General features: G+C 65.1%; 20 protein-coding genes. 10 read left to right on the plus strand and 10 right to left on the minus strand.

What is annotated here, in order from left to right; all coding sequences use genetic code 11:
* Positions 1–135: 135 nt before the first annotated feature.
* The 3 genes from HNO52_RS05610 (at position 136) to HNO52_RS05620 (ending at position 3,161) form a co-directional block, all read left to right on the plus strand.
* Positions 136–1,305 (plus strand): ABC transporter ATP-binding protein, encoded by a 1,170-nt coding sequence (locus HNO52_RS05610; RefSeq protein WP_197568205.1) that lies wholly within the window; start codon positions 136–138, stop codon positions 1,303–1,305.
* The gene (locus tag HNO52_RS05615) at positions 1,298–2,185 is read left to right on the plus strand and encodes an ABC transporter permease (protein ID WP_197568206.1); all 888 of its coding nucleotides are present in this window, start codon (positions 1,298–1,300) and stop codon (positions 2,183–2,185) included. The genes HNO52_RS05610 and HNO52_RS05615 overlap by 8 nt, the downstream gene beginning before the upstream one ends.
* Positions 2,186–2,354: 169 nt before the next feature.
* Positions 2,355–3,161: an ABC transporter permease gene (locus HNO52_RS05620; protein WP_197568207.1), complete on the plus strand. Its 807-nt coding sequence runs from the start codon at positions 2,355–2,357 to the stop codon at positions 3,159–3,161.
* On the opposite strand, the gene HNO52_RS05625 is transcribed toward HNO52_RS05620, so the two are convergent.
* Genes HNO52_RS05625 through HNO52_RS05635 form a run of 3 tightly spaced genes read right to left on the minus strand, consistent with a single transcriptional unit; the run spans position 3,158 to position 5,564 of the window.
* Entirely contained in the window at positions 3,158–4,522 is a 1,365-nt protein-coding gene (locus HNO52_RS05625; RefSeq protein ID WP_197568208.1) for an ATP-binding protein, read from the minus strand. The two genes, HNO52_RS05620 and HNO52_RS05625, sit on opposite strands and share 4 nt — an antisense overlap.
* A complete protein-coding gene (locus HNO52_RS05630) occupies positions 4,519–5,190 on the minus strand; it encodes a response regulator transcription factor (protein ID WP_197568209.1) in 672 nt (223 codons plus the stop codon). The genes HNO52_RS05625 and HNO52_RS05630 overlap by 4 nt, the downstream gene beginning before the upstream one ends.
* The gene (locus tag HNO52_RS05635; RefSeq protein WP_232090589.1) at positions 5,187–5,564 is read right to left on the minus strand and encodes a PepSY domain-containing protein; all 378 of its coding nucleotides are present in this window, start codon (positions 5,562–5,564) and stop codon (positions 5,187–5,189) included. The genes HNO52_RS05630 and HNO52_RS05635 overlap by 4 nt, the downstream gene beginning before the upstream one ends.
* A 148-nt stretch (positions 5,565–5,712) precedes the next feature.
* Here HNO52_RS05635 and HNO52_RS05640 point away from each other — a divergent pair, with 148 nt between their 5' ends.
* Together HNO52_RS05640 and HNO52_RS05645 are read left to right on the plus strand one after the other, a co-directional pair.
* Complete coding sequence (locus HNO52_RS05640) at positions 5,713–6,186, plus strand: PepSY domain-containing protein (RefSeq protein WP_197568211.1); 474 nt, start codon at positions 5,713–5,715, stop codon at positions 6,184–6,186.
* Positions 6,187–6,342: 156 nt separating this feature from the next.
* The gene (locus HNO52_RS05645) at positions 6,343–6,816 is read left to right on the plus strand and encodes a PepSY domain-containing protein (protein ID WP_197568212.1); all 474 of its coding nucleotides are present in this window, start codon (positions 6,343–6,345) and stop codon (positions 6,814–6,816) included.
* 105 nt (positions 6,817–6,921) lie between these two features.
* Here HNO52_RS05645 and HNO52_RS05650 read toward each other — a convergent pair whose 3' ends face one another.
* The 6 genes from HNO52_RS05650 to HNO52_RS05675 all read right to left on the minus strand — a co-directional run bounded on the left by HNO52_RS05650 (position 6,922) and on the right by HNO52_RS05675 (position 13,300).
* On the minus strand, positions 6,922–8,640 hold the full coding sequence (locus HNO52_RS05650; protein WP_197568213.1) for a phosphoethanolamine transferase: 1,719 nt from the start codon (positions 8,638–8,640) through the stop codon (positions 6,922–6,924).
* Positions 8,640–9,404, minus strand: a complete 765-nt coding sequence (locus HNO52_RS05655; RefSeq protein WP_197568214.1) for a phosphatase PAP2 family protein — start codon at positions 9,402–9,404, stop codon at positions 8,640–8,642. Before HNO52_RS05655 ends, HNO52_RS05650 begins: the two co-directional genes overlap by 1 nt.
* Positions 9,405–9,462: 58 nt before the next feature.
* On the minus strand, positions 9,463–10,863 hold the full coding sequence (locus HNO52_RS05660) for an ATP-binding protein (RefSeq protein WP_197568215.1): 1,401 nt from the start codon (positions 10,861–10,863) through the stop codon (positions 9,463–9,465).
* Complete coding sequence (locus HNO52_RS05665) at positions 10,860–11,531, minus strand: response regulator (protein WP_197568216.1); 672 nt, start codon at positions 11,529–11,531, stop codon at positions 10,860–10,862. The genes HNO52_RS05660 and HNO52_RS05665 overlap by 4 nt, the downstream gene beginning before the upstream one ends.
* Positions 11,506–12,696 carry a glycosyltransferase family 9 protein gene (locus tag HNO52_RS05670; protein WP_197568217.1) on the minus strand — a complete coding sequence of 397 codons (1,191 nt, stop codon included), beginning with the start codon at positions 12,694–12,696 and terminating at the stop codon, positions 11,506–11,508. The genes HNO52_RS05665 and HNO52_RS05670 overlap by 26 nt, the downstream gene beginning before the upstream one ends.
* Before the next feature lie 82 nt (positions 12,697–12,778).
* The gene (locus HNO52_RS05675; protein ID WP_197568218.1) at positions 12,779–13,300 is read right to left on the minus strand and encodes a cytochrome b; all 522 of its coding nucleotides are present in this window, start codon (positions 13,298–13,300) and stop codon (positions 12,779–12,781) included.
* 210 nt (positions 13,301–13,510) lie between these two features.
* Between HNO52_RS05675 and HNO52_RS05680 the strand changes: the two genes are divergently transcribed.
* Positions 13,511–14,407, plus strand: a complete 897-nt coding sequence (locus HNO52_RS05680; protein WP_197568219.1) for a cation diffusion facilitator family transporter — start codon at positions 13,511–13,513, stop codon at positions 14,405–14,407.
* A 6-nt stretch (positions 14,408–14,413) separates the two neighbouring features.
* Here HNO52_RS05680 and HNO52_RS05685 read toward each other — a convergent pair whose 3' ends face one another.
* Positions 14,414–15,319: a LysR family transcriptional regulator gene (locus HNO52_RS05685; RefSeq protein WP_197568220.1), complete on the minus strand. Its 906-nt coding sequence runs from the start codon at positions 15,317–15,319 to the stop codon at positions 14,414–14,416.
* Between the two features lie 168 nt (positions 15,320–15,487).
* Between HNO52_RS05685 and HNO52_RS05690 the strand changes: the two genes are divergently transcribed.
* The 4 genes from HNO52_RS05690 (at position 15,488) to HNO52_RS05705 (ending at position 20,316) form a co-directional block, all read left to right on the plus strand.
* Positions 15,488–17,164 carry a GMC family oxidoreductase gene (locus tag HNO52_RS05690; protein WP_197568221.1) on the plus strand — a complete coding sequence of 559 codons (1,677 nt, stop codon included), beginning with the start codon at positions 15,488–15,490 and terminating at the stop codon, positions 17,162–17,164.
* A 175-nt stretch (positions 17,165–17,339) separates the two neighbouring features.
* Positions 17,340–17,546, plus strand: a complete 207-nt coding sequence (locus HNO52_RS05695; protein WP_010629501.1) for a cold-shock protein — start codon at positions 17,340–17,342, stop codon at positions 17,544–17,546.
* A 204-nt stretch (positions 17,547–17,750) separates the two neighbouring features.
* Positions 17,751–19,520 carry an SLC13 family permease gene (locus tag HNO52_RS05700; protein WP_197568222.1) on the plus strand — a complete coding sequence of 590 codons (1,770 nt, stop codon included), beginning with the start codon at positions 17,751–17,753 and terminating at the stop codon, positions 19,518–19,520.
* A 130-nt stretch (positions 19,521–19,650) separates the two neighbouring features.
* A complete protein-coding gene (locus HNO52_RS05705; protein ID WP_197568223.1) occupies positions 19,651–20,316 on the plus strand; it encodes an alpha/beta hydrolase in 666 nt (221 codons plus the stop codon).
* Positions 20,317–20,318 lie beyond the last annotated feature (2 nt).

Genomic DNA, 20,318 nt, shown 5'->3' on the forward strand with positions numbered 1-20,318 from the left:
GTAAACTCCGCTCTTTCGCTGATTTTTGCCTAGTCTGGCCTTCGCTCGCCGACTTTCCGAAAGCGGCTTCGATTGTTAATTCGAAGCCGCTTCCCTGCGCTGTCGGAATCAGTACGCAAAAAAGGCAAAGATTTGATGGATGGTAGCGTCAGACTGGACGAGGTGGTGATGCGCTTCGGCGATTTCACCGCCATCGAGAAGACCTCGCTGGCGATAGGTACGGGCGAATTCTTCAGCTTTCTCGGCCCTTCGGGCTGCGGCAAGACCACCCTGCTCAACGTCGTCAGCGGCTTTCTGACCCCGAGCGAAGGGCAGGTAATCATTGGCGGCGAGCCCATGGCCGGGGTGCCGGTCAACCGCCGCCCCACGGCGATGATCTTCCAGAACCTGGCGCTGTTCCCGCTGATGACCGTGTTCGAGAACATCGAGTTCGGCCTCGAGGTGCGCGGGGTCGACAAGCGCAAGCGGCGCGAAGTCTCCGAGCGGTTGCTGGCGCTGGTGGCGCTGGAGGGCAGCGGGCCGAAAATGGTGACCGAGCTTTCTGGCGGGCAGAAGCAGCGCGTGGCCATCGCCCGGGCGCTGGCGGTGGAGCCGCGGGTGCTGCTGCTCGACGAGCCGCTCTCGGCGCTCGACCTCAAGCTTCGCCAGCACATGCGCGCAGAACTCAAGGCGATCCAGCGCAAGACCGGCATTACCTTTATCTATATCACTCACGACCAGGGCGAGGCGTTGACCATGTCCGACCGGGTCGCGGTGATGTCGGCGGGCCGCATTCAGCAGGTCGCCGATCCCATGACGCTCTACCGCGAGCCGGCCACCGGTTTCGTTGCCGCCTTCGTCGGCGAGAACAACCGCATTCAGGCGCGCGTGGTCGACCGCGAAGGCGAGCGGGTGCGCCTCGATGGCGGCGCCCTGGGCGAACTGAGCGGCCGCGCCAGCAGTGAGACACGCCTGGCCAATAGCGAGGCGGCGGTACTGTTCATACGCCCCGAGCACCTGCGCCCGGTTGCGGAAGGGATGACAGGCCCCCGTTTCGACACCGAGATCGAGGCGGTGCACTTCGAGGGCGCCTGGGTGATGCTCGAGACGCGCCTGATTGCCTCGGGCGAGAAGCTGCGCGTTCAGCTCGGCCATGAGGTGTCACGCAACCAGGCCGATGCGCTCAAGGTGGGCCAGCGCATGGCATTCGCCTACGACCCGACCGACGCCGTGGTACTGCCCGACGACGGCAGCCCGGTGCTCGACGATGAAACCGGCGAGGTTGTGGAAAGCAGCCGGGCGCAGGCCGGAGGAGCGCATGTTTAGGCAACTCCAGGCGCGCTTCGGCGGGCCGCTGGCGATGGCCATCATCACCCTGCTGGGTGTCTGGCTGATCGTGATGGTGACCCTGCCGCAGCTGCAGATGATCGAGTACTCGCTCAGGCCCAACCTGCTGCCGGCCCAGCTTGGCGGGCCCGAGGACCGCCTCACGCTGGAAAACTATGCCACCCTGTTCGGCAATGACATCCATCGATCGATTTTCTTCAAGACGATCTGGTCGAGCGTGCTGGTCACGCTGCTGACGCTGGCGGTGAGCTATCCGCTGGCCTGGTACCTGGCCAAGATCGCCACCCCGCGCCAGGCCGCGCTGTGCATTCTGCTGCTGATCGTGCCGTTCTGGATCAATGAGATCCTGCGTACCTACTCCTGGTTCATCATCCTGGCGTTTCGCGGCCCGCTCAACGAGGTGCTGATGGCGCTCGGGTTCATCGAGCGGCCGATCCGCTTTCTCAACGGCAACGGTGGGGTCATGGTGGGCATGGTCTACGCCTACATCCTGTTCATGGTGTTCCCTGTCTACAACGCCATCGAGAGCCTCGACGACAACCAGGTGCGCGCCGCCCGCGATCTCGGCGCCGGCACCGTGCGTACCCACCGCCGCATCGTCATTCCCCACGCCAAGCCGGGCATCGCCACCGGCTGCATCATGACCTTCATGCTAGCGGCGGGCAGCTACGCCGTGCCGGCGCTGCTCGGTTCGCCGGGCAGCCGCTGGTTCACTCAGATCATCTACAACTGGTTCTTCGAAGGGGGCAACTGGAACCAGGGCGCGGCCTACGCTTTCCTGCTGCTGGTGCTGTGCATCGGCTTCATGTCGCTGGTCATGAAGTTCTTCAAGGTTGGTCTGGGGGACATCGGAAGATGAGGGAAGCACCGCATAAATGCCTGCACGAACGAATCGCTGCGTTGCGCGGTGCCGAGGCGTCGGACCGGCGTAATCCTCACATATACCCCATGTGCTCCAGTTACTGTGCTCCGTGCGCCTTGCGCTTTATTTCGTTCGCCGATTTCTGCGGCGCTTCCGGTAATAAAATATGAGTTCGCAACGCTTCCTCGCCTTCGGCCTGCGCTTCTACGTGGTGATCTTCTTCGCCTATCTGTTCCTGCCGCTACTGATCATGGCGGCGGCAACCTTCAATGACAGCCGCTTTCCCACGGTGACGCCGTGGGACGGCACCACCCTGCGCTGGTTCGGTGAACTCGCCGCCGACGGCGGCATGTGGCAGGCACTCGGCAACAGCCTGATCGTGGCCACCGGCGTGCTGCTGGTGGCGGTGCCGATCGGCATCGCCACTGCGCTGTTCCTCAACACAGTGTCGAGCCGTGCCAAGCCGTTCCTCTACGCGCTGATTCTCTCGCCGCTGCTAACGCCCGGCGTGATCATCGGCATCTCGACGTTGATCTTCTGGCGCCAGTTCGGTGTCAGCGGTGGGATCTTCCTTACCGTGCTGGGCCAGGCCACCTTCATCGCGGCCTATGTGATGCTGATGGTCACCGCGCGCCTGCAGCGCTTCGACCGCACCATGGAGCGCGCAGCGCTGGACCTCGGTGCCAGCCAGTGGCAGATGTTCCGCCGCATCCTGCTGCCGTACCTCAAACCGGCGCTCTACTCGGCGGCCGTCATCGCCTTCCTGCAATCCTTCGAGAACTACAACACCACGCTGTTCGTGGTCGGCTACGACACCACGCTGACGGTCTACATCGCCTCCAAGGTGCGCACAGGGCTGACGCCGGCGGTCAACGCCCTGGGGCTGATCCTGATTCTGATTACGGTACTGTTTGCCGTCGTCTACGAGCTCAAGCGGCGGCGGGAAGCGGCGCGATTGGTGAAAGGGGTCTAATCCAGCATGGCCGGAACCTCGGCGAGCGGCCGAACCGGTAGCCAGACAAGTGCTGACAGCCCGCCGAGGGGGGAAGCATCCAGTTGCAGCCGGCCGCCGTGCAGCGTCACCAGGTCGGCGACGATGGCCAGCCCCAGGCCGCTGCCGGAGCGCCGCTCGTCCAGGCGTGAGCCGCGAGCCATGGCGGCCCCACGCTGCGTCTCGTCCATGCCGGGGCCGTCATCCTCTACGCAGAGCCAGATCCCGTCGTCCCCGCTATGCCCCTCCAGGCGGACATGACCGTTCGCCCAGCGCAAGGCGTTGTCCATCAGGTTGCCGACGAGCTCCTGAAGGTCCTGGGGCGCCATGCGTACGCGCAGACCGTCCGGCAGGCTATGTTCTAGTGTCACGCCGCGGCGACCGGCAAGCCGCCCCAGGCCGTCGAGTATGGGCGCCAGCACCTCGGCCACCGCGACCTTGGGGGCCAGGCCAACGTCGCCCGCCGCGGTGGCACGGGCCAGATGATGGCGCACGGCGTCGTCGATGCGTCCGAGCTCGTCGCGCATCTTGCTGCGGCGTGGCTCCTCGATGCCATCGGCCAGTGTGGTGAGCACGCTCACCGGGGTCTTGAGGGCGTGAGCCAGGTTCCCGGCGGCACGGCGAGCGTGCTCCATAAGGCGCCGGTCACGAGCCAGCACGGCGTTCGTGGCGCCGGCAAGGCGAGCCAGCTCGGCAGGCAGGCGGGTGTCGAGCCGTTCGGCGTCGCCGTTCTCGACTTGCGCCAGGTTGCCCTGCATGCGCCGCAGCGGCGCCAGCCCCCAGCGCACCTGTAGCGCCAGCATGATCAGCACCAGCAGACCCAGGCCGGCGAGCGACAGGGCCACCAGCCGGGCGAAGCGATCCAGCTCGAGATCCAGCGGCTCGCGCGGCGCTGCCACGCTGACGTGCAGCGGCGCCTCGAGCGGGGCCAGGAGGATGTCGCGCTCAACGACACGCAGCGGTGCGCCGCGCGGCCCCTCCATATCATGCCGGACCACCCCGGCCGATTCGCGGACGGGCAGGCGCTGATCCCATAGCGAGCGCGAGGTCAGCACCCGATCGGCACCATCGCTGACCTGCCAGTACCAGCCGGAGAAGACTTGTTCGAAGCGCGGGTCGCCGAGGTTGCGCTCCTGCACCAGCCGCTGCTCCACGTTGCCCCAGGCGAGCCCGGCGATGACCACGTTGAGCAGCGCCTCCAACTGACGATCGAAGGCGCCGGTGGCGGTGGTGCGAAAATGCTGGGCGAGGCCGAGACCGGCCAGCGGCAGGGTAATCGCCAAGACTAGCAGGGTAGCCAGTATCAGTCGGCTGGCCAGCGACAATCGGCGTAGCCGATTCATGAGGCCTCGGTACCGTCGATGAGCCGGTAGCCCTGGCCGCGGCGAGTCTCGATTCGCTCGGCGCCCAGCTTGCGTCGCAGGCGGCTGATCTGGACGTCGATGACGTTGGAGTCGGGCTCGTGGTCGCGGTCGTAGACATGCTCGGCGAGCTCGCTGCGGCTGACCACTCTAGGGGCGGCATGGGCCAGATAAGCGAGCAGGCGAGACTCCTGGGCGGTCAGGCTTATCGGTCGGCCGGCCAGGCTGACGCTGCCGGTGTGGGTATCGAAGGCCAGCTCACCGATGCGCAATACCGGATGGGCGTGGCCGTGGCTGCGGCGGACCAGGGCGCGCAGGCGGAATAGCACTTCGGCGGTCTCGAACGGCTTGGTGACGTAATCGTCGGCGCCAGCGGAGAAGCCGGCAGCCTTGTCGGCCCAGCGGGAACGTGCGGTCAGCACCAGCACCGGCAGTTCGATGGCGTCATCCCGCCACTCGGCAAGCCAGCGGCTGCCGTCGCCGTCGGGCAGTCCCAGATCGAGGATCACGGCATCGTAGGCTTCGGTGCGCACCAGGAAATCGGCCTCGCCGCCGCTGTCGGCCCGCTCGACCAGCACCCCGGCCTCGTGCAGCGCCTCCGTCAACGCCTCGGCCAGCGCGGCGTCGTCCTCCACCAGCAGCACCTTCATGGAATCTCCCCCTTGCGCCGCATGCCGTCGATATTGACTCCCTCCATGCCGATCAGCTCGCCGCTCTCGGCGTCGAACTCGAACTCCACCACCTGGCCCTGGGGGCCGAGCATCTCCACCTCGTAGGTCACGCGGCCGTCGTCGCGCTCCAGCTCCACTTCGAGCACCTGCCCCGCGTAGCGCGCTTCGAGCCAGTCGAGAATCTCGGGCAGGGCGACCAGACGTCCACTGCGTACCGCTTCGTGGAGGTCGCGCCAGTGCTCGTCGGCCAGGGCAGGGCTCGCCGTCAGGCAGATGAGCGCCGACAGCAATAGGATGGGCAGTGCTCTTCGACCGGGCGCTGCGAGCCAGTGTGAAGGCAGTGATCTAAGCAAGCGTATCGTCATGTCGCAAGGATGCCGAACTTGACATGAACACATCATGAACGTCGCCGTCAGCTTCGGGCAAGGCGGCCGCTGGTAAAACTTGACCTGTACCCCGAACGGGGCACCTAGAACGTGACCATGAATGGAGAGACCACCCATGAAACGCAAGATTATCCTGATCGGCTCCCTGGCCACCTTGATGCTCGCTGGCACCACGGCGCAGGCCGACGATGGCAGTTTGGCGACGGATCGCCTCGATGAAGCGCTGGAGCATGCTGCATCCTTCGGCTTCCAGCACTATCAAGAGATCGAGGCCAAGGGCCGCGACAGCGTTGAGATCGAGGGCTGGATCGACGACGAATGGCAGGCCGAGGTGCGCCTGTCGCTGGAGAGCGGCGAGACCCTCGAAGAAGAGCGCAAGCGCCGCGACGGCGGGGCCTGGGGCATGAGCGAGGATGATGTCCGTATGGCCATGGAAGCGGCGGTGGCTGAAGGACTGGCCGAGTTCGACGAGATCCAGGTCGACCGAGATGGCCGCATCGAGATCGAGGGTCGCGACGCCGACGGACGTGAGCTCGAGGTGCTTAGCCAGCAGGGCGAGAGCGGCGCGATCGACGTGGAGCGCGACTGAGCCGCTGCCTGCCGAGCCTCGCCCTGCCGGGTCACCTTGCACTTCGGTGACGAAGCCGTCCCATGCATATATGAACCCGGTGTGAACGGCCCCGTCAGCTCGACGCAAGGTGGCAGGAGGTATAACGAGAGAGTCACCACAACGGAGGCAAGTCCCATGAAACTCAAGATGATTGTGGCAGGTTCCTTGGCCACCCTGGCGCTGAGCGCCGCCGCGGTCCAGGCCGATAGCCAGCGTTTGCCGGTCGAGCGTCTGGACGAAGTGCTGCAGCAGGCCTCGGCCTTCGGTGTCCAGCACTACCAATCGATCAAAGTAAAGGGAGATGACAGCGTCGAGGTCGGAGGTTGGTTCGACGAGCAGTGGCGTGCCAGGGTCGGGCTGTCGCTCGCCGCCGGCGATTCCCGCGTGGATGAGCTCACGCGCCGCAAGGGAGGGGCCCGGGGCATGGCCAGTGGCGATATGCGCCTGGCGATGGATGCCGCGGTAGCCGAAGGACTGGCCGAGTTCGAGGAGGTCCAAGTCGACCGCGACGGCCGGATCGAGATCGAGGGCCGCGATGCCGACGGCCTTGAACTAGAGATTCACGCTCGACGGGACGAGGGCGGCATGCTTCAGGCGGCGCGCGACTGAGCCGCCGTCGCCGAGCTAGCCGGTCGCGCCTCATTCACCCTCCCATTGCAAGGCCCGCCGCGCAGTCCGCGGCGGGCCTTGCGCTTGCCCAGCGCACCGAAAGGTTCAACGTTCGCGGTCGGAGGCATCGAGCTGGACGACGAATTCCGGCTCGAGGCGTCGGCAGTCCTGGGTGAAGTCAAGGCGAGCGTCGATCACGGAGCTCTCCACACCCAGCACGCCGAGCAGGGTATGAAACAGGTGGTCATGGCTAACTGTTCGCTCAGCCTGGCGTGACAGGCATTCGGCATCGAGTCCGGCACCACGGTCGAAGCCTGGCGACGACCACCAGATCATGGGGACACGCGTCTGCTCGTCCGGTGCGATGGCATACGGCAGACCATGCAGGAAGATCCCGCCTTCCCCGAGTGACTCGCCGTGATCCGAGACGTAGAGCAGCGCCGAATCCAGAGAAGGCTGATGCTCCAAGGCCTCGATCATGGCGTCCAGCACGCTGTCCGTGTAGCGCACGGCATTGTCGTAGCTGTTCACGATGGAATCACGCGTGCATTTCCCCAGGTCGGCTTCCTCGCAGGTCGGTGTGAAGGCGCGTTGCGTCGCGGGGTAGCGGTGAGAGTAGCTCGGGCCATGGTTGCCGAGCATATGCAGAACGATCACCGTATCCTCCTCGACACTGGCTGCCTGGCGCTCGAGTTCGTCGACCAGAACCTCGTCCAGGCAGGCACCGCTGCGACATTTCTCGGGATAATCTTCAGCAGAAGGGGTGCGACGTTCCACGCCATCGCAGACGCCCTTGCACCCCGACTGGTTATCTATCCAGACCACCCGGTAGCCAGCTCGTTGCAGGACATCCAGCACCGATTCATGGCTGAGAATGTACCGCTCGTTGTAATTGCCCCGGCCAAACGGAGAAAACATGCAGGGCAATGATACCGCCGTGCTGGTCCCGCAGCTGGAAACCCGAGGGAAGTTGACCAGTTTGCGCTCCGCCAGCTTCGGAGTGGTTTGGCGCGAGTAGCCGGAAAGCCCCCAGTTGGCGGCGCGCACGGTCTCGCCCACCACCAGCACCATCAGGCGCGGCGCCCCGGTCGCGCTTGGCTGGCGCCGGGCATCTTCGCCGATGGGCAGCCGCTCGCTGGGCAGCGGGTCGTCGGCTGCGAGAACCTGCCCGGTCGAGACGATGGCGTTGCCCGGCGTGACCAGGAAGCGCAACTCATGTTGGTTGCGCATCAACGATGACACGCTCTGGAACGAGAGCAGCAGTGCCACGACCAGGACGGCGATAGCACCGGTCAGCCACAGCAGCGACATGCCCAGGCCGCGTTGCCAGGTGCGTTGCCGCAGTGGCCAGAGCCACAGCAACGCCATCGGCAGTGCCGCATAGAGCGCCATATACGTGGCGAGCCCCGGGGTCAGCAGTTCGGTAGCCTCACGGGTATCGGTCTGCACGAGGTTGTCGATCATGTGGGTGTCGAAGTAGACCCCGTAGTGGCCGGTGAAGTAGCTGACCCCGGCGGCCAGCAGCAGCAGCGCCGAGAGCAGCGGCTTGACGGAGATGCGGTTAATGAATGGCAGGAAGACCATATAGTGCAGCAGGGTCAGGATCACGCCGTAGCCGATCACATGGCCCCAGTCGGCCAGGCCGGCGGGGGGCTCGGCGGCAAACGTCTCTGCCCAGAACCGCTGGTTGTAGAAGAACGTGAAGACCAGGCAGACCAGCAAGGTAAGCGCCTGGGGCGACAGGGCGGGCAGCCGTCGGCGCAGGGCGAGCTCGGCCCGGTGTGGGAGGGAAAGCGCTCGAGTCTTCATGGGGGCGGCTCGCATCAGGCGCCCTCCGGTAGGGACGCTGCGATTGGCTGCTCCGGTACGAGCAGCCAGCCTGCCAGTGCCACGCTGATCGTCCAGCACAGCATCAACGTCCATAGATCATGGGACAGGAAGTGAGCGCCTCGTAGCTGCTGGGCAACGCCGAAGAGGAGCCCCAGCCCCAAGCCGATGGTCAGGCCGGCCCAGCGCAGGCGGGGTAGGGTGAAGGAGAAAAAGAAGTACAGTGCCACCCAGGCATAGCCGGCACTGGCGTGACCGGCGGGAAAGCAGGCGGTATCCGGCAGGTCGGCGGGGCGAGCCTCGAGGAGCCCGATGAACGGCAGCTTGCCGCCATAGCGAGCCAGGTCCCAGGGGCATTCCATGGTCACCAACTGCTTGATCGCGGCGACCGAGAACGTCGCACTTGCCACGGCCAGGAACAGGTACCACAGCGCTCGGCGCCAGCGCAGTAGTTTCGGCGACACGTGACTGGCGAGCAGGGCCAATATCACCAGCCCGCCCAGCCACTGGCTCAACTGACGGCCGCCGCGATGCAGCCAGCCTTCCAGGAGAATATGTTCGCGCAGCGCCCAGTCGTCTCCTTGCCAGCGGTACAGGACGTCGGCGAGCCGAAAATCGAGTTCCAACCAGGCGATGGCCAGCACCAGGGCAAGGAAGCCGCACCAGCTCAACGCGAGCAGTTGCCAAGGCGTCAGTTGGCTGGTCTTGGCAGTGACGACCCTCGGGGCCGCATTGGAAGAAGGGGAAACGGAATCGGTCATGGCAGGGCTTCTTGGTGGTTATCGACACCAAGGCTTACCTACCAAACTTAACGCGTGCTTAAGGCTGCGCTGGGGCTTGTCGATCGAGCGATCGCGGCAAGGTCGCCACGACGCGCAGGCCGCCGCCGGGCGCCTCCTGCAGCATGAGCTGTCCGCCATGCCGGGCCAGTAGGCGTTCGACGATGGACAGCCCCAGCCCCGCACCGGCCCCCGGACCGGCGCGACGAAAGCGCTCTGTGACGCGCTTGCGCTCCTCGATGGGGATACCCGGACCCTGATCGTCCACGCATATGCTCACCAGTCGTTCATCCACACCCAGGGCCACCGTGACGTGGCCGCCCCTCGGTGAGTGGCGCAGGGCATTGCCGACCAGATTCTGCACCAGGATACCTATGACGCCCGGTTCGGTCTGCAGCCGCCAATCGCTTCTATCGTCGGCTTCCAGCGTGAGTACCAACTCGTTCTCGCTAGTGAGTGGCGAAAGTTCGGCCAGCGCCTCCCGCACCTCGTGGAGCAGATGGGCCTGGCGCAACTCGGGCTGTGCCTCATCGGGGTCCAGGCGGGCGAGGGTAAGCAGTTGTGTCACCAGCCGTGTGGCTCGGGCCACCCCGGTGCGCAGTTCCGTCAATGCCTCGCGACGATCCTCGGCTGACTCGGCGGCCAGCGCGTTCTGGGCATGCAGGTCCAGCACCGCCAAGGGCGTGCGCAGCTCATGAGTGGCATCGGCGATGAACCGCTTTTCGCGCACCCGCAGCTCACGGATGCGCTCCAGCAGCCGGTTCAGCGCGCCGACGATAGTGTCGAGCTCGCGTGGCAGCGGATGCATGACCAGCGGCTGCAAGTTATGCGGATCGCGGTGGCGTATCGCTTCGGCCAGGCGCGACAGTGGGCGCAGCCCCCGGCCGGTGGCCCACCACAGCAGCAGCGCCAGCAGCGGCAGGCCGATCAGGTCAGGCATCAAGGTGCGTAGAGCCACGGCGCGGGTCAGTTCGCCGCGCACGTCGCTGCGTTCGGCGACCATGACCCGGCGCGTCGAATCGGCCACGTCGAGCACGTAGACTCGCCAGTCGTCCCCGGCCACCCGGTTGTCGGTGTAGCCCGGGGGGCGATCGGTGAACGGTTGCTCCGGCGCGCTGACAGAGCGCAGCAGCAGGCGCTCCCCCTCCCAGATCTGAAACGCCAGCTTGCTTTCGTAGCGGTGACCGGCAAGACGCTTGTCCGACTGCTCGGCGCGCATCAGTGCCGCTTCGAGACTGTCGAGCAGGGCCTCACGCTGTCCGGTCGGCAGGGATACCTGCGCCACCCCCTCGAGCAGGCGGGCGTTCTGCGCCAGGCTGGCGTCGTAGGTTTCCTCGATCTCATGGGCGGCATAGAAATAGCTGACCAGCCCGATGGCCAGCATGCTGATGGCGAAGACCAGCAGGACCAGGCCCAAGGTTCGGCGGCGGATCGAGGTCATGGCTCGCCCGCCTCGTCCATGACGTAGCCGATGCCGCGCACCGTGCGGATCATGCCCGGGAATAGCTTGCGGCGCAGATGGTGAACGTGGACCTCGATGGCGTTGCTCTCGACGTCTTCTCCCCAACCGTAGACCAGTCGTGTCAGGGTATCGCGGGTGAAGACGCGCCCCGGATGGCTCATGAACTCATGCAGCAGGGTAAACTCGCGGCGCGACAGCACCACCGGCCGGCCGCGGTAGCTGACGCCAAGGGTGGCAGGATCGAGCCGGATCTCGCGACACTCCAGCACGGGGCTCGCCTGGCCCTGGCTGCGACGCAGCAGGGCGCGCAGACGTGCCTTGAGCTCGGCCACCTCGAAGGGTTTCACCAGATAATCGTCGGCGCCGGCATCCAGGCCGGCGATGCGGTCGTCGACGGCATCCCGGGCGGTGAGCACCAGCACCGGCACCCGATTGCCCCGTCGGCGGGTGCTCTCCAGCACCCGCATGCCGTCGAGCCCCGGCAGGCCCAGGTCGAGGATCACGGCATCGAACGGCTCGTCGCCGTGCAGGGCGTTCAGGGCCGCGGTGCCGTCGGCCAGGTGATCGACGGTGTAGTGCTCGGGCTTGAGGGCCAGGCGGATGCCCGAGGCCAGGCTCGGATCATCCTCCACCAGCAGGATGCGCATGGAGGTTATCTCTTCCTCTGTCGTCATGGTAACGGTGCCGGGTTGCCCCGGTCTCGGGCTTGACCGGAACGTGGACCCGCTCCAGAGCAGGTTGGGCGGCCGGCACTGGGCAGCTCGACACCAGGTCGGCAACCGCCGTCGGCTCTGGCTGGAAAAGTACCAAATCGGCGGGCCCGCGGGGGGCGAATCTGCGTGAACCGGGAACATTGAGCAGCGCGACCACAGGAACCTCCAGCGCCGCCGCCATGTGCATGGGGCCCGTATCCGGCGTGATCAGGCGTGGCAACTGGGCCAGTACGGCGGCGAATTCACGCAGCGGCAGGGGTGGCAGGATGCGGCCGTGGACACCCGAGGAGGACGTCAGAGCGGTGAGATATTGTGCCTCTTCCGGCCCCAGCAGTACCAGATAGGGCTGCCCGCGTGCGTTGAGCTCCTGCAACAGGGTCTGCCAGAAGGGGAGCGGCAGTCGCTTGTCCAGATGCCCGCCGATGAAGATGCCGACGGCGGTACCCGGCACCGACAGCCCGACCAGCGTTGCGGCGGCGGCGTTTCTCTCCTGCGTCGAAAGCGTAAGCCAAGGGCGCGGCCGGCACGCCAGGCCGAGTGAGGCCGCCAGACTGCTGGCCAGCTCGTGGGCGTGCTCGGGTGAGGGATCGTCTACCCAGTCATAGGTGCCTTCCAGTCGGCCGTGCTGGCCCAACGTGCGGCGGGCGCCGCAGAGCTGCGTAAACAGCCAACTGGTCAGCGAGCCTTCGCCGACCTGAATGGCAAGGTCATACTGGCGCCACCGCAGCGCAGCCAGCAAGCCGAACAGGCGCCAGGGCCTGAGCGGCATGTCGCGGCTCAAGGCATGGTAGTGCGCCAGCGGCATGTTCAGAAACAGGGCGCGGGTGGTGTCCGTTCCCAGGTAATCGACTTCGATGTGAGGGTGCTGCTCGGCGATGGCCTCGATGAGCCGGGCGCCGATAACGGCATTGCCGAGTCGGAAGTTGGGGCGTACCAGCAGTACGCGCCGCACTCCCTCCAGGGTGCTCGGGTTGGCTGGCCTCAAAGGGCCAGCGCGTCGGCTCAGTATTCGATAGAGAAAGGCCTTGGCACCCCTTTCCAGGCGCCTTCCCAGTTTGCGCATGGCTGGGTGGCGGCGCAGGGTGGTGAACGGGAACATGCAGGCGCTCCTTGATAGGTTGACGCCTGCATTTTTCCCGTTCGGTCTTATCGCAACCTTAAGCAATCGCCTTGGCTGCCGTTCAGGCCATGCGCTTGAGGCTTCGCTCACCCAGCCACCACTGATGAGCGAGGGCGGCTATGACATGCCCGCCGATCATTAGCCACATGAGATTGGCGAGTACCTCGTGAGTCTCTTCGGCGGCTTCCTCGAGCCACTCGATCTCGGGGCCAGCGGAGATCAGTGGGAGGCCGAAGAACGCTACGCCGTGACCACTGCCCAAGGCGGTCAGCAGTCCACTCAACGGGATGGCAAGCAACAGGCCGTAGATTGCCAGGTGGCCGAGACGAGCAGCGCGGCGCCAGTGTACCGGCGGTGCCAGGCGACCATGGTTGTGCCAGCGCCAAGCCAGGCGGAAGGCGAGCAGTACGAGCAGCAATACCCCGATGCTCTTGTGCAGGCCCATCAGGTTGGACTTGCCGAGGTCTTCGAGGGCTTCCATCCACCAATCACTGGCAAGCATGAGCAGCACCAGCAAAGTCATGGTCCAGTGCAGGGTGCGGGAGACAAGGCCATAGCGGTTTTCAGTATCGAGCCAGTTCATCGGTTCACTCCTTGGGTAGGGTACGTCCCCTTTCTACGCCTGCTTGCCTTAACCCATCCTTAAAGGTCCGATCATCTTGCGTTCATGCTCTATCGCCATTGTCCGTGGCCGGCCGTTACTATCTCGCTTTTCAGGGAGCGCCCAATGGCTTAAAGGCACGTGGAGTCAGGGCCGAACCGGCGCTACGCTGTGACCAGCACAGGAGATCACATGGGACACGATCATCATCGTAGCGGACACGATGAACAGGACAGCCAGCGCCGCCTGGCCTGGGGCATTCTGCTCACCGGCGGCTTCATGCTCGCCGAGGTGGTGGGTGGCATTCTTTCCGGCTCACTGGCACTGCTGGCCGATGCCGGTCACATGCTCACGGATGCCGCCTCCCTGACGCTGGCGTGGTTCGCGGCTCGGATCAGCGCCCGCCCAGCGGACGACCGGCGCAGCTACGGCTACTATCGGGTGCAGACTCTGGCGGCTTTCGTCAACGGCCTGGCATTGATCGCCATCGTGGTGTGGATTGCCATCGAGGCGATCCGCCGCTTCATGTCGCCAGTGGAGGTGATGGGCGTACCCATGCTGGTTATCGCCGTGCTGGGACTATTCGTCAATCTGGTGGTATTCGCCACTCTGCATGGCGGCGACCGCCAGAACCTCAATATTCGCGGCGCGGCGCTCCACGTACTGGGCGATCTCCTGGGGTCGGTGGCGGCGATTGTCGCTGCGCTGGTCATTCTCACCTCCGGCTGGACGCCCATCGATCCGTTGCTTTCGCTACTGGTGGCGGCGCTGATCCTGAGGAGCGCCTGGAAACTGACCTTGGAATCGGGGCACATCCTGCTGGAAGGATCACCGCTCGACGCGCAGGCTTCACAGCTGCGTCGCGAGATTCCCGAGGCGTTGCCGGTGGTGCACGATATACACCACGTTCACGTCTGGTCGCTGACGCCGGGGCATCGTCTCGCTTCGCTGCATGCCGCCGTGGAGGCAGGGGAGAATCGCCAGGCCGCCCTGGTGGCGATCCAGGCGCTACTGGCCGAGCGCTACGACATCCACCATGCCACCATCCAGCTCGAGGACCCCGGCGACTGCATCGATGTGCGGGATTGAAGGGCCTCAGGTTAGGCCACCCCACACACTCTCCAGCACCTCGAGCGCCGCGGCGATGGCTGGCTCCTCGCTGCGTTCGCGCCGCCACACGAAGCACAGTGCGCAGGGCAGGCGAACGCCGTCGACCATCGTCAGGCCGCGCTCCTGGCGCTCAGCCATGGCCAGCGCGTCGCGTGCCAGGCTCAGGCCGACTCCGGCGCGGACCAGGTCGAGCATGCATGCTTCCTGGTCCACCTGGGCCACGCCGTTTGGCGTCAGGCCGAGCGGGCCGAGTACGCCACGCAGCAGTCGATGATGGACAGACAGGGCCGGCGTAACGATCCAGGGCAGGCCGGCGAGGCTTGGCCAGTCGGAGCTGGCCACCCGGCTGCCCCAGCCCGGCGGTGCGACCACGTGGTAGTGAAAGTGGGTCAGCTCGCGGTAGGCGATCTCGGGCGCTTCGAGGCCCGGGCCTTGGCCGGGCGGGGCGAGGAAGAAGCCGACATCGAATTCGTCGTGGCGTACCCACTCCAGCACGCTGCCGCTCATGCCGTGCTGCAGTTCGGTCTCGAGCTGCGGGGCGCGCTCCACCAGGCGATGCAGGAAGGCGCCCAGGCGAATGAATTCCGGGTCGACGATGGTGCCGATGCGTAGCCTGCCGCGCAGCGTACCGTGCAGGGCGCGGGCGTTCTGCTCGAAGGCCGCCATGGCCGCCAGGGCCCGTTCCGCTGCGGGCAGCAGGGTGTAGCCATCTTTGGACAGCGCGAGCCCCTGGGGGCGGCGGCGGAACAGCGTCAGCCCCAATTCCTCCTGGAAATGCTTGAGCTTGAGGCTCACGGCGGGCTGGGTCAGGTGCAGCCGGGCGGCGGCCCGGGAGACGCTGCCTTCCCGGGCCACGGTGACGAAGGCGCGCAGGGCCTGGAGGTCGTGCATGCGGACTGACCACGCAAGTGAGTGATATGAGCAAAGCTTATATCTCGCTTTGGTATTACTCAATTGATCCTGGCGTCCGTCGCGGTAGTCTGGACTCACGACATAACAACGATGCGATGGTCCGGCCCGGTTCGCCGAGCACAGGACCATCGAGAGAGAGAGCATGCCATGGCAGAGCAGGAATTCGACTATATCGTGGTGGGCGCCGGCACCGCCGGCTGCCTGCTGGCCAACCGACTCAGCGCCGATCCTGCTAACCGGGTGCTGCTGATCGAGGCGGGTGGGCGCGACAACTATCACTGGGTGCATATCCCGGTGGGCTACCTCTATTGCATCAATAACCCGCGTACCGACTGGTGCTTCAAGACCGAGCCGGACAAAGGCCTCAACGGGCGCTCGCTGGTCTACCCGCGCGGCAAGACCCTGGGCGGCTGCTCGAGTATCAATGGCATGCTTTATATGCGCGGTCAGGCCCGCGATTACGACGGTTGGGCCGAGCTGGTGGGCGACGCCGCCTGGCGCTGGGAAAATTGCCTGCCGGACTTCATGAAACACGAGGATCACTACCGTCTGGACGAAGGCGGCGATGACGATGCCGCCCACCGCGACTACCACGGCCATGGCGGCGAGTGGCGGGTGGAGAAGCAGCGCCTCAAGTGGCAGGTGCTCGAAGACTTCGCCGAAGCGGCGGTACAGGCGGGCATACCGCGAACGAGTGACTTCAACCGCGGCGACAACGAGGGCGTCGATTACTTCGAGGTCAACCAGCGCGACGGCTGGCGTTGGAACGCGGCCAAGGCCTTCCTGCGCCCGGTTTGCGAAAAGCGCGACAATTTCACTCTCTGGCACTCCTCCCAAGTACACCGCCTGCTGTTCGACCAGGGCAACGACGGAAGACCTCGGGCGAGCGGTGTGGAAGTGGAGCGCGACGGTAGCGTCATACGGATCAAGGCGGCTCGTGAAGTGATACTGACGGCAGGGGCCATCGGCTCGCCGCAGTTGCTGCAGCTCTCAGGCATCGGCCCGGCAGGGCTGCTGGCCGAGCATGATATCCCGCTGGTCCATGAATTGCCCGGCGTCGGCGAGAACCTGCAGGATCACCTGCAGATTCGCTCGGTCTATCGCGTCACGGGCGCCAAGACCCTCAATACCCTGGCGGCCTCCTGGCTGGGCAAGGCGAAAATCGGCATGGAATACCTGCTGCGCCGTACCGGCCCCATGAGCATGGCGCCTTCACAGCTGTGCGCTTTCACTCGCAGCAGCGACGATTACGAACACCCCAACATCGAATATCACGTACAGCCGCTGAGCCTGGAGGCTTTCGGCCAGCCGCTGCACGACTATCCGGCGATCACCGCCAGCGTATGCAACCTCAACCCCACCAGCCGTGGCAGCGTGCGCATCAAGAGCCGTGACCCGCATCAGGCCCCGGCCATCGCGCCCAACTATCTCAGCACCGAAGAGGATCGCCGCGTGGCGGCGGACTCGCTGCGGGTCACGCGGCGCATCGCCGAACAGCCGGCCTTCGCCAAGTACCGCCCGGAGGAGGTCAAGCCCGGCGTGCAGTACCAGAGCGACGATGACCTGGCCAGGCTGGCCGGCGACATCGGCACCACCATCTTCCACCCGGTGGGCACGGCCAAGATGGGGCGCGACGACGATCCCATGGCGGTAGTGGACGCCCGCCTGCGGGTACGCGGCGTCGCAGGGCTGCGGGTGGTGGATGCCAGCATCATGCCCACCATCACCAGTGGCAACACCAACTCGCCGACGCTGATGATCGCCGAGAAGGCCGCGGGATGGATTCTTGGCAATGGTAAGAATCCTGACATACAGGCAAAATAGTATTTGACCTGTGAGCGCGAAGAGCGCAAACTGCCGGCAGTTGGTTAGCAAGTCGAACATCGCAAGTGGTCATCGAAACGCTCATGGCATCGATTTCCCGGTGAAAAGTTTCTTGTTTTACCCACTGCAACTCGGGTATCTCCCGGAACATCAATGCTGTTAGAGGAATTCGATAATGGCAACTGGCACAGTCAAGTGGTTCAACGACACCAAAGGCTTCGGCTTCATTTCTCCGGACGACAACGGTGACGACCTGTTCGCTCACTTCTCCGAGATTCAGGCTGACGGCTTCAAGACTCTGCAGGACGGTCAGAAGGTCTCCTTCGACGTCACTCAGGGCAAGAAAGGCCTTCAGGCCTCCAACATCAAGGTCATCGGCTAAGCTTCGGCTTACCATGAACTGATGTGCCACCCAGGTGGCAGAGAAGGCCCGCGAAAGCGGGCCTTTTTCGTTGTGCGTCATGTTTCCTATCTCTCCATCTTCTTATGTTATTTAGTTATTTTTGAATTTCTAAAAATAACTTTTTAGAATAAGCAACGGCAGTGCACAATAGCCCGACGTTCCCCTTGCGCACGGACTTTCCCCATGCCGCTGGATGCCTGGCTAGCTTTTGTCGTCGTCCTTGCCGTCTTCCCATTGATGGCGTTCTCCCGCCTCGGCCCCGATATCGTACTGTTGGGGGCTGTTGTCCTGCTATTGACCCTCGGCGTGATCGACCCGGCCCAGGCGCTGGGCGGCTTCTCCAGCACCGGCCTGTTCACCGTCGCCTTCATGTACGTGCTGGTGGCGAGTATCCGCGAGACCGGTGGCATCGACCTGATCATTCGCCACGTGCTCGGGCGGCCGCGCAGCGAGAGCGGTGCACTGGCACGACTGATACTGCCGGTGGCCGCTCTCAGCGGCTTTCTCAACAACACGCCAATCGTGGCCACCTACGTTCCCGCAGTGTTGAGCTGGAGCCGGCGCTTGCAGCTACCGCCTCATCGCCTGCTGATGCCGCTCAGCTTCGCTTCGATTCTGGGTGGCACCGTTACGCTGTTCGGCACCAGTACCAACCTGGTGGTGCATGGTTTGTTATTGGAGCGTCGACCCGAGCTGACCATGGGCCTGTTCGATATCGCCTGGGTGGGGGTGCCGGTGGCAGTCGTCGGCTTGCTCTATCTGATGCTGGCAGGCGCACGCCTGCTGCCGCAACGGCGCGATGTCGGTCAGGCTTTCGAGAACCCGCGCGAATATACCATCGAGATGGAAGTCGATTCTGCCGGGCCGTTGGTCAACCGAACCGTGGAGGAGGCCGGCCTGCGGCACCTTCAGGAGTTGTTCCTGGTGGAGATCGAACGTGACGGCAACGTGGTCAGCGTGGTGGGCCCGGGTGAGCGTCTCAAGGGCGGCGACCGACTGGTGTTCGCCGGCACATCCGATGGCGCAGTAGAGCTGCAGCAGATTCGCGGCCTGGTGCCCTCGTACCACGGGGAATCCAGCCTGAAGAAGGAGTTTCGCGAACGCCGCTTGGTGGAGGCGGTGGTGTCGGACCAGTGCCAGTTCGTTGGCCAGCGCATTCGCGATGGCCACTTCCGCACCCTTTACGGTGCCGCCGTGCTGGCGGTGTGCCGTGGTGGCGAGCGGGTGGCCGGCAACCTGGGCCAGGTGCGTTTGCAGCCCGCCGATGTGCTGCTGTTGGAAGCGCGCCCGCCTTTCATCGAGCGCCATCGGCAGTCGCGGGACTTCCTGCTGATCAGCCAGGTCAACGGCGCGGCACGCCCGGTCCACGAGAAGGCCTGGATAGCCTGGAGCATCCTGGCGGGTGTGGTCGTGCTCGCCGCTTTCGGCGTCATGAGCCTGATGAACGCTGCCATGCTGGGTGCTGCGCTGGCGCTAGGCAGCGGCTGCTGCTCGGTAGGTGCGGCCAAGCGTGGGCTCGATACCCAGGTACTGCTGACCATTGCCGCCTCCTTCGGCCTGGGGTCGGCGCTGGAAAGCTCGGGGGCGGCGGCTGCCTTGGCCGGCCTGGCGCTGGGCCTGGCCGATGGCAACCCCTGGCTGCTGCTCATCGGCACCTACCTGCTGGTGGCACTGCTCACCGAGTTGGTGACCAACAACGCCGCAGCGGTGATTACCTTTCCGGTGGTGGTGACTAGCGCCGAGAGCCTTGGGGTCAGCCCGATGCCCTTCGTTGTGGCAGTGATGTTCGCCGCCTCGGCGAGCTTCCTCACCCCGATCGGCTATCAGACCAACCTGATGGTGCATGGCCCCGGCGGCTATCGTTTCAGCGACTTCCTGCGCGTGGGCGGGCCACTCAACCTGTTGACGGCAGCGGTGGCACTGCCGTTGATTCCGCTGGTGTGGCCGTTCTGAGCGAGGTTCCTGCAGCGTTCGAAGTGCAGGCCTGCCGCCGTGTGTTCCACGGCGAAGCCAACGTGACGGGCTCGCCGGGAACATGTCTTTGGGGTAGGGTGACGTTTTTTGATTACGATGGAAGAACCCAATGAGCCAACCCGGCGAACTGATCATCGAGCCGAAGAGCGGTCGTCCGGCCGACGCCTGTGTCTTCATCCTGCACGGCCTGGGCGCCGACGGTCGCGATTTCGAGCCACTGGTGCCGGCCCTGCCGCTTGCGCAGGGGCTCAATGTACGCTTCGTGCTGCCCCATGCGCCGCGGCTGCCGGTGACCATCAACGGCGGCATGGTGATGCCGGCGTGGTACGACATCCACGAGATGAGCCTCGACCGACGCGTTGACACCCGGCAACTGGTGGCATCCGCAGAGCGTATCCAGGAGCTGGTACAGGAGCAGATCGGACACGGCATCGACAGCCGGCGCATCATTCTCGCCGGCTTCTCCCAGGGCGGAGCGGTGGCTTACCAGGCTGCGCTCTCCTTTGCCGAGCCGCTGGGCGGGCTGCTGGCGATGTCGACCTACTTCGCCACCGCCGATACCATCACGCTTGCCGAGGCCAACCGCGAGCTGCCGATAGAGATCCATCATGGCTCGTTCGATCCGGTGGTACCCGAATCGCTGGGCAAGGCGGCCTACCAGCGCCTGCAGGCCTTGGGCTATTCGGTCCACTACCAGAGCTATCCTATGGCGCACGCGGTGTGCCCGCAACAAATAGGCGATGTCGCCAACTGGCTGAACGCCCGGCTGGGCTGACC

The organism is Halomonas sp. MCCC 1A13316 (assembly GCF_014931605.1).
In the GTDB taxonomy this organism is placed as follows: domain Bacteria; phylum Pseudomonadota; class Gammaproteobacteria; order Pseudomonadales; family Halomonadaceae; genus Halomonas.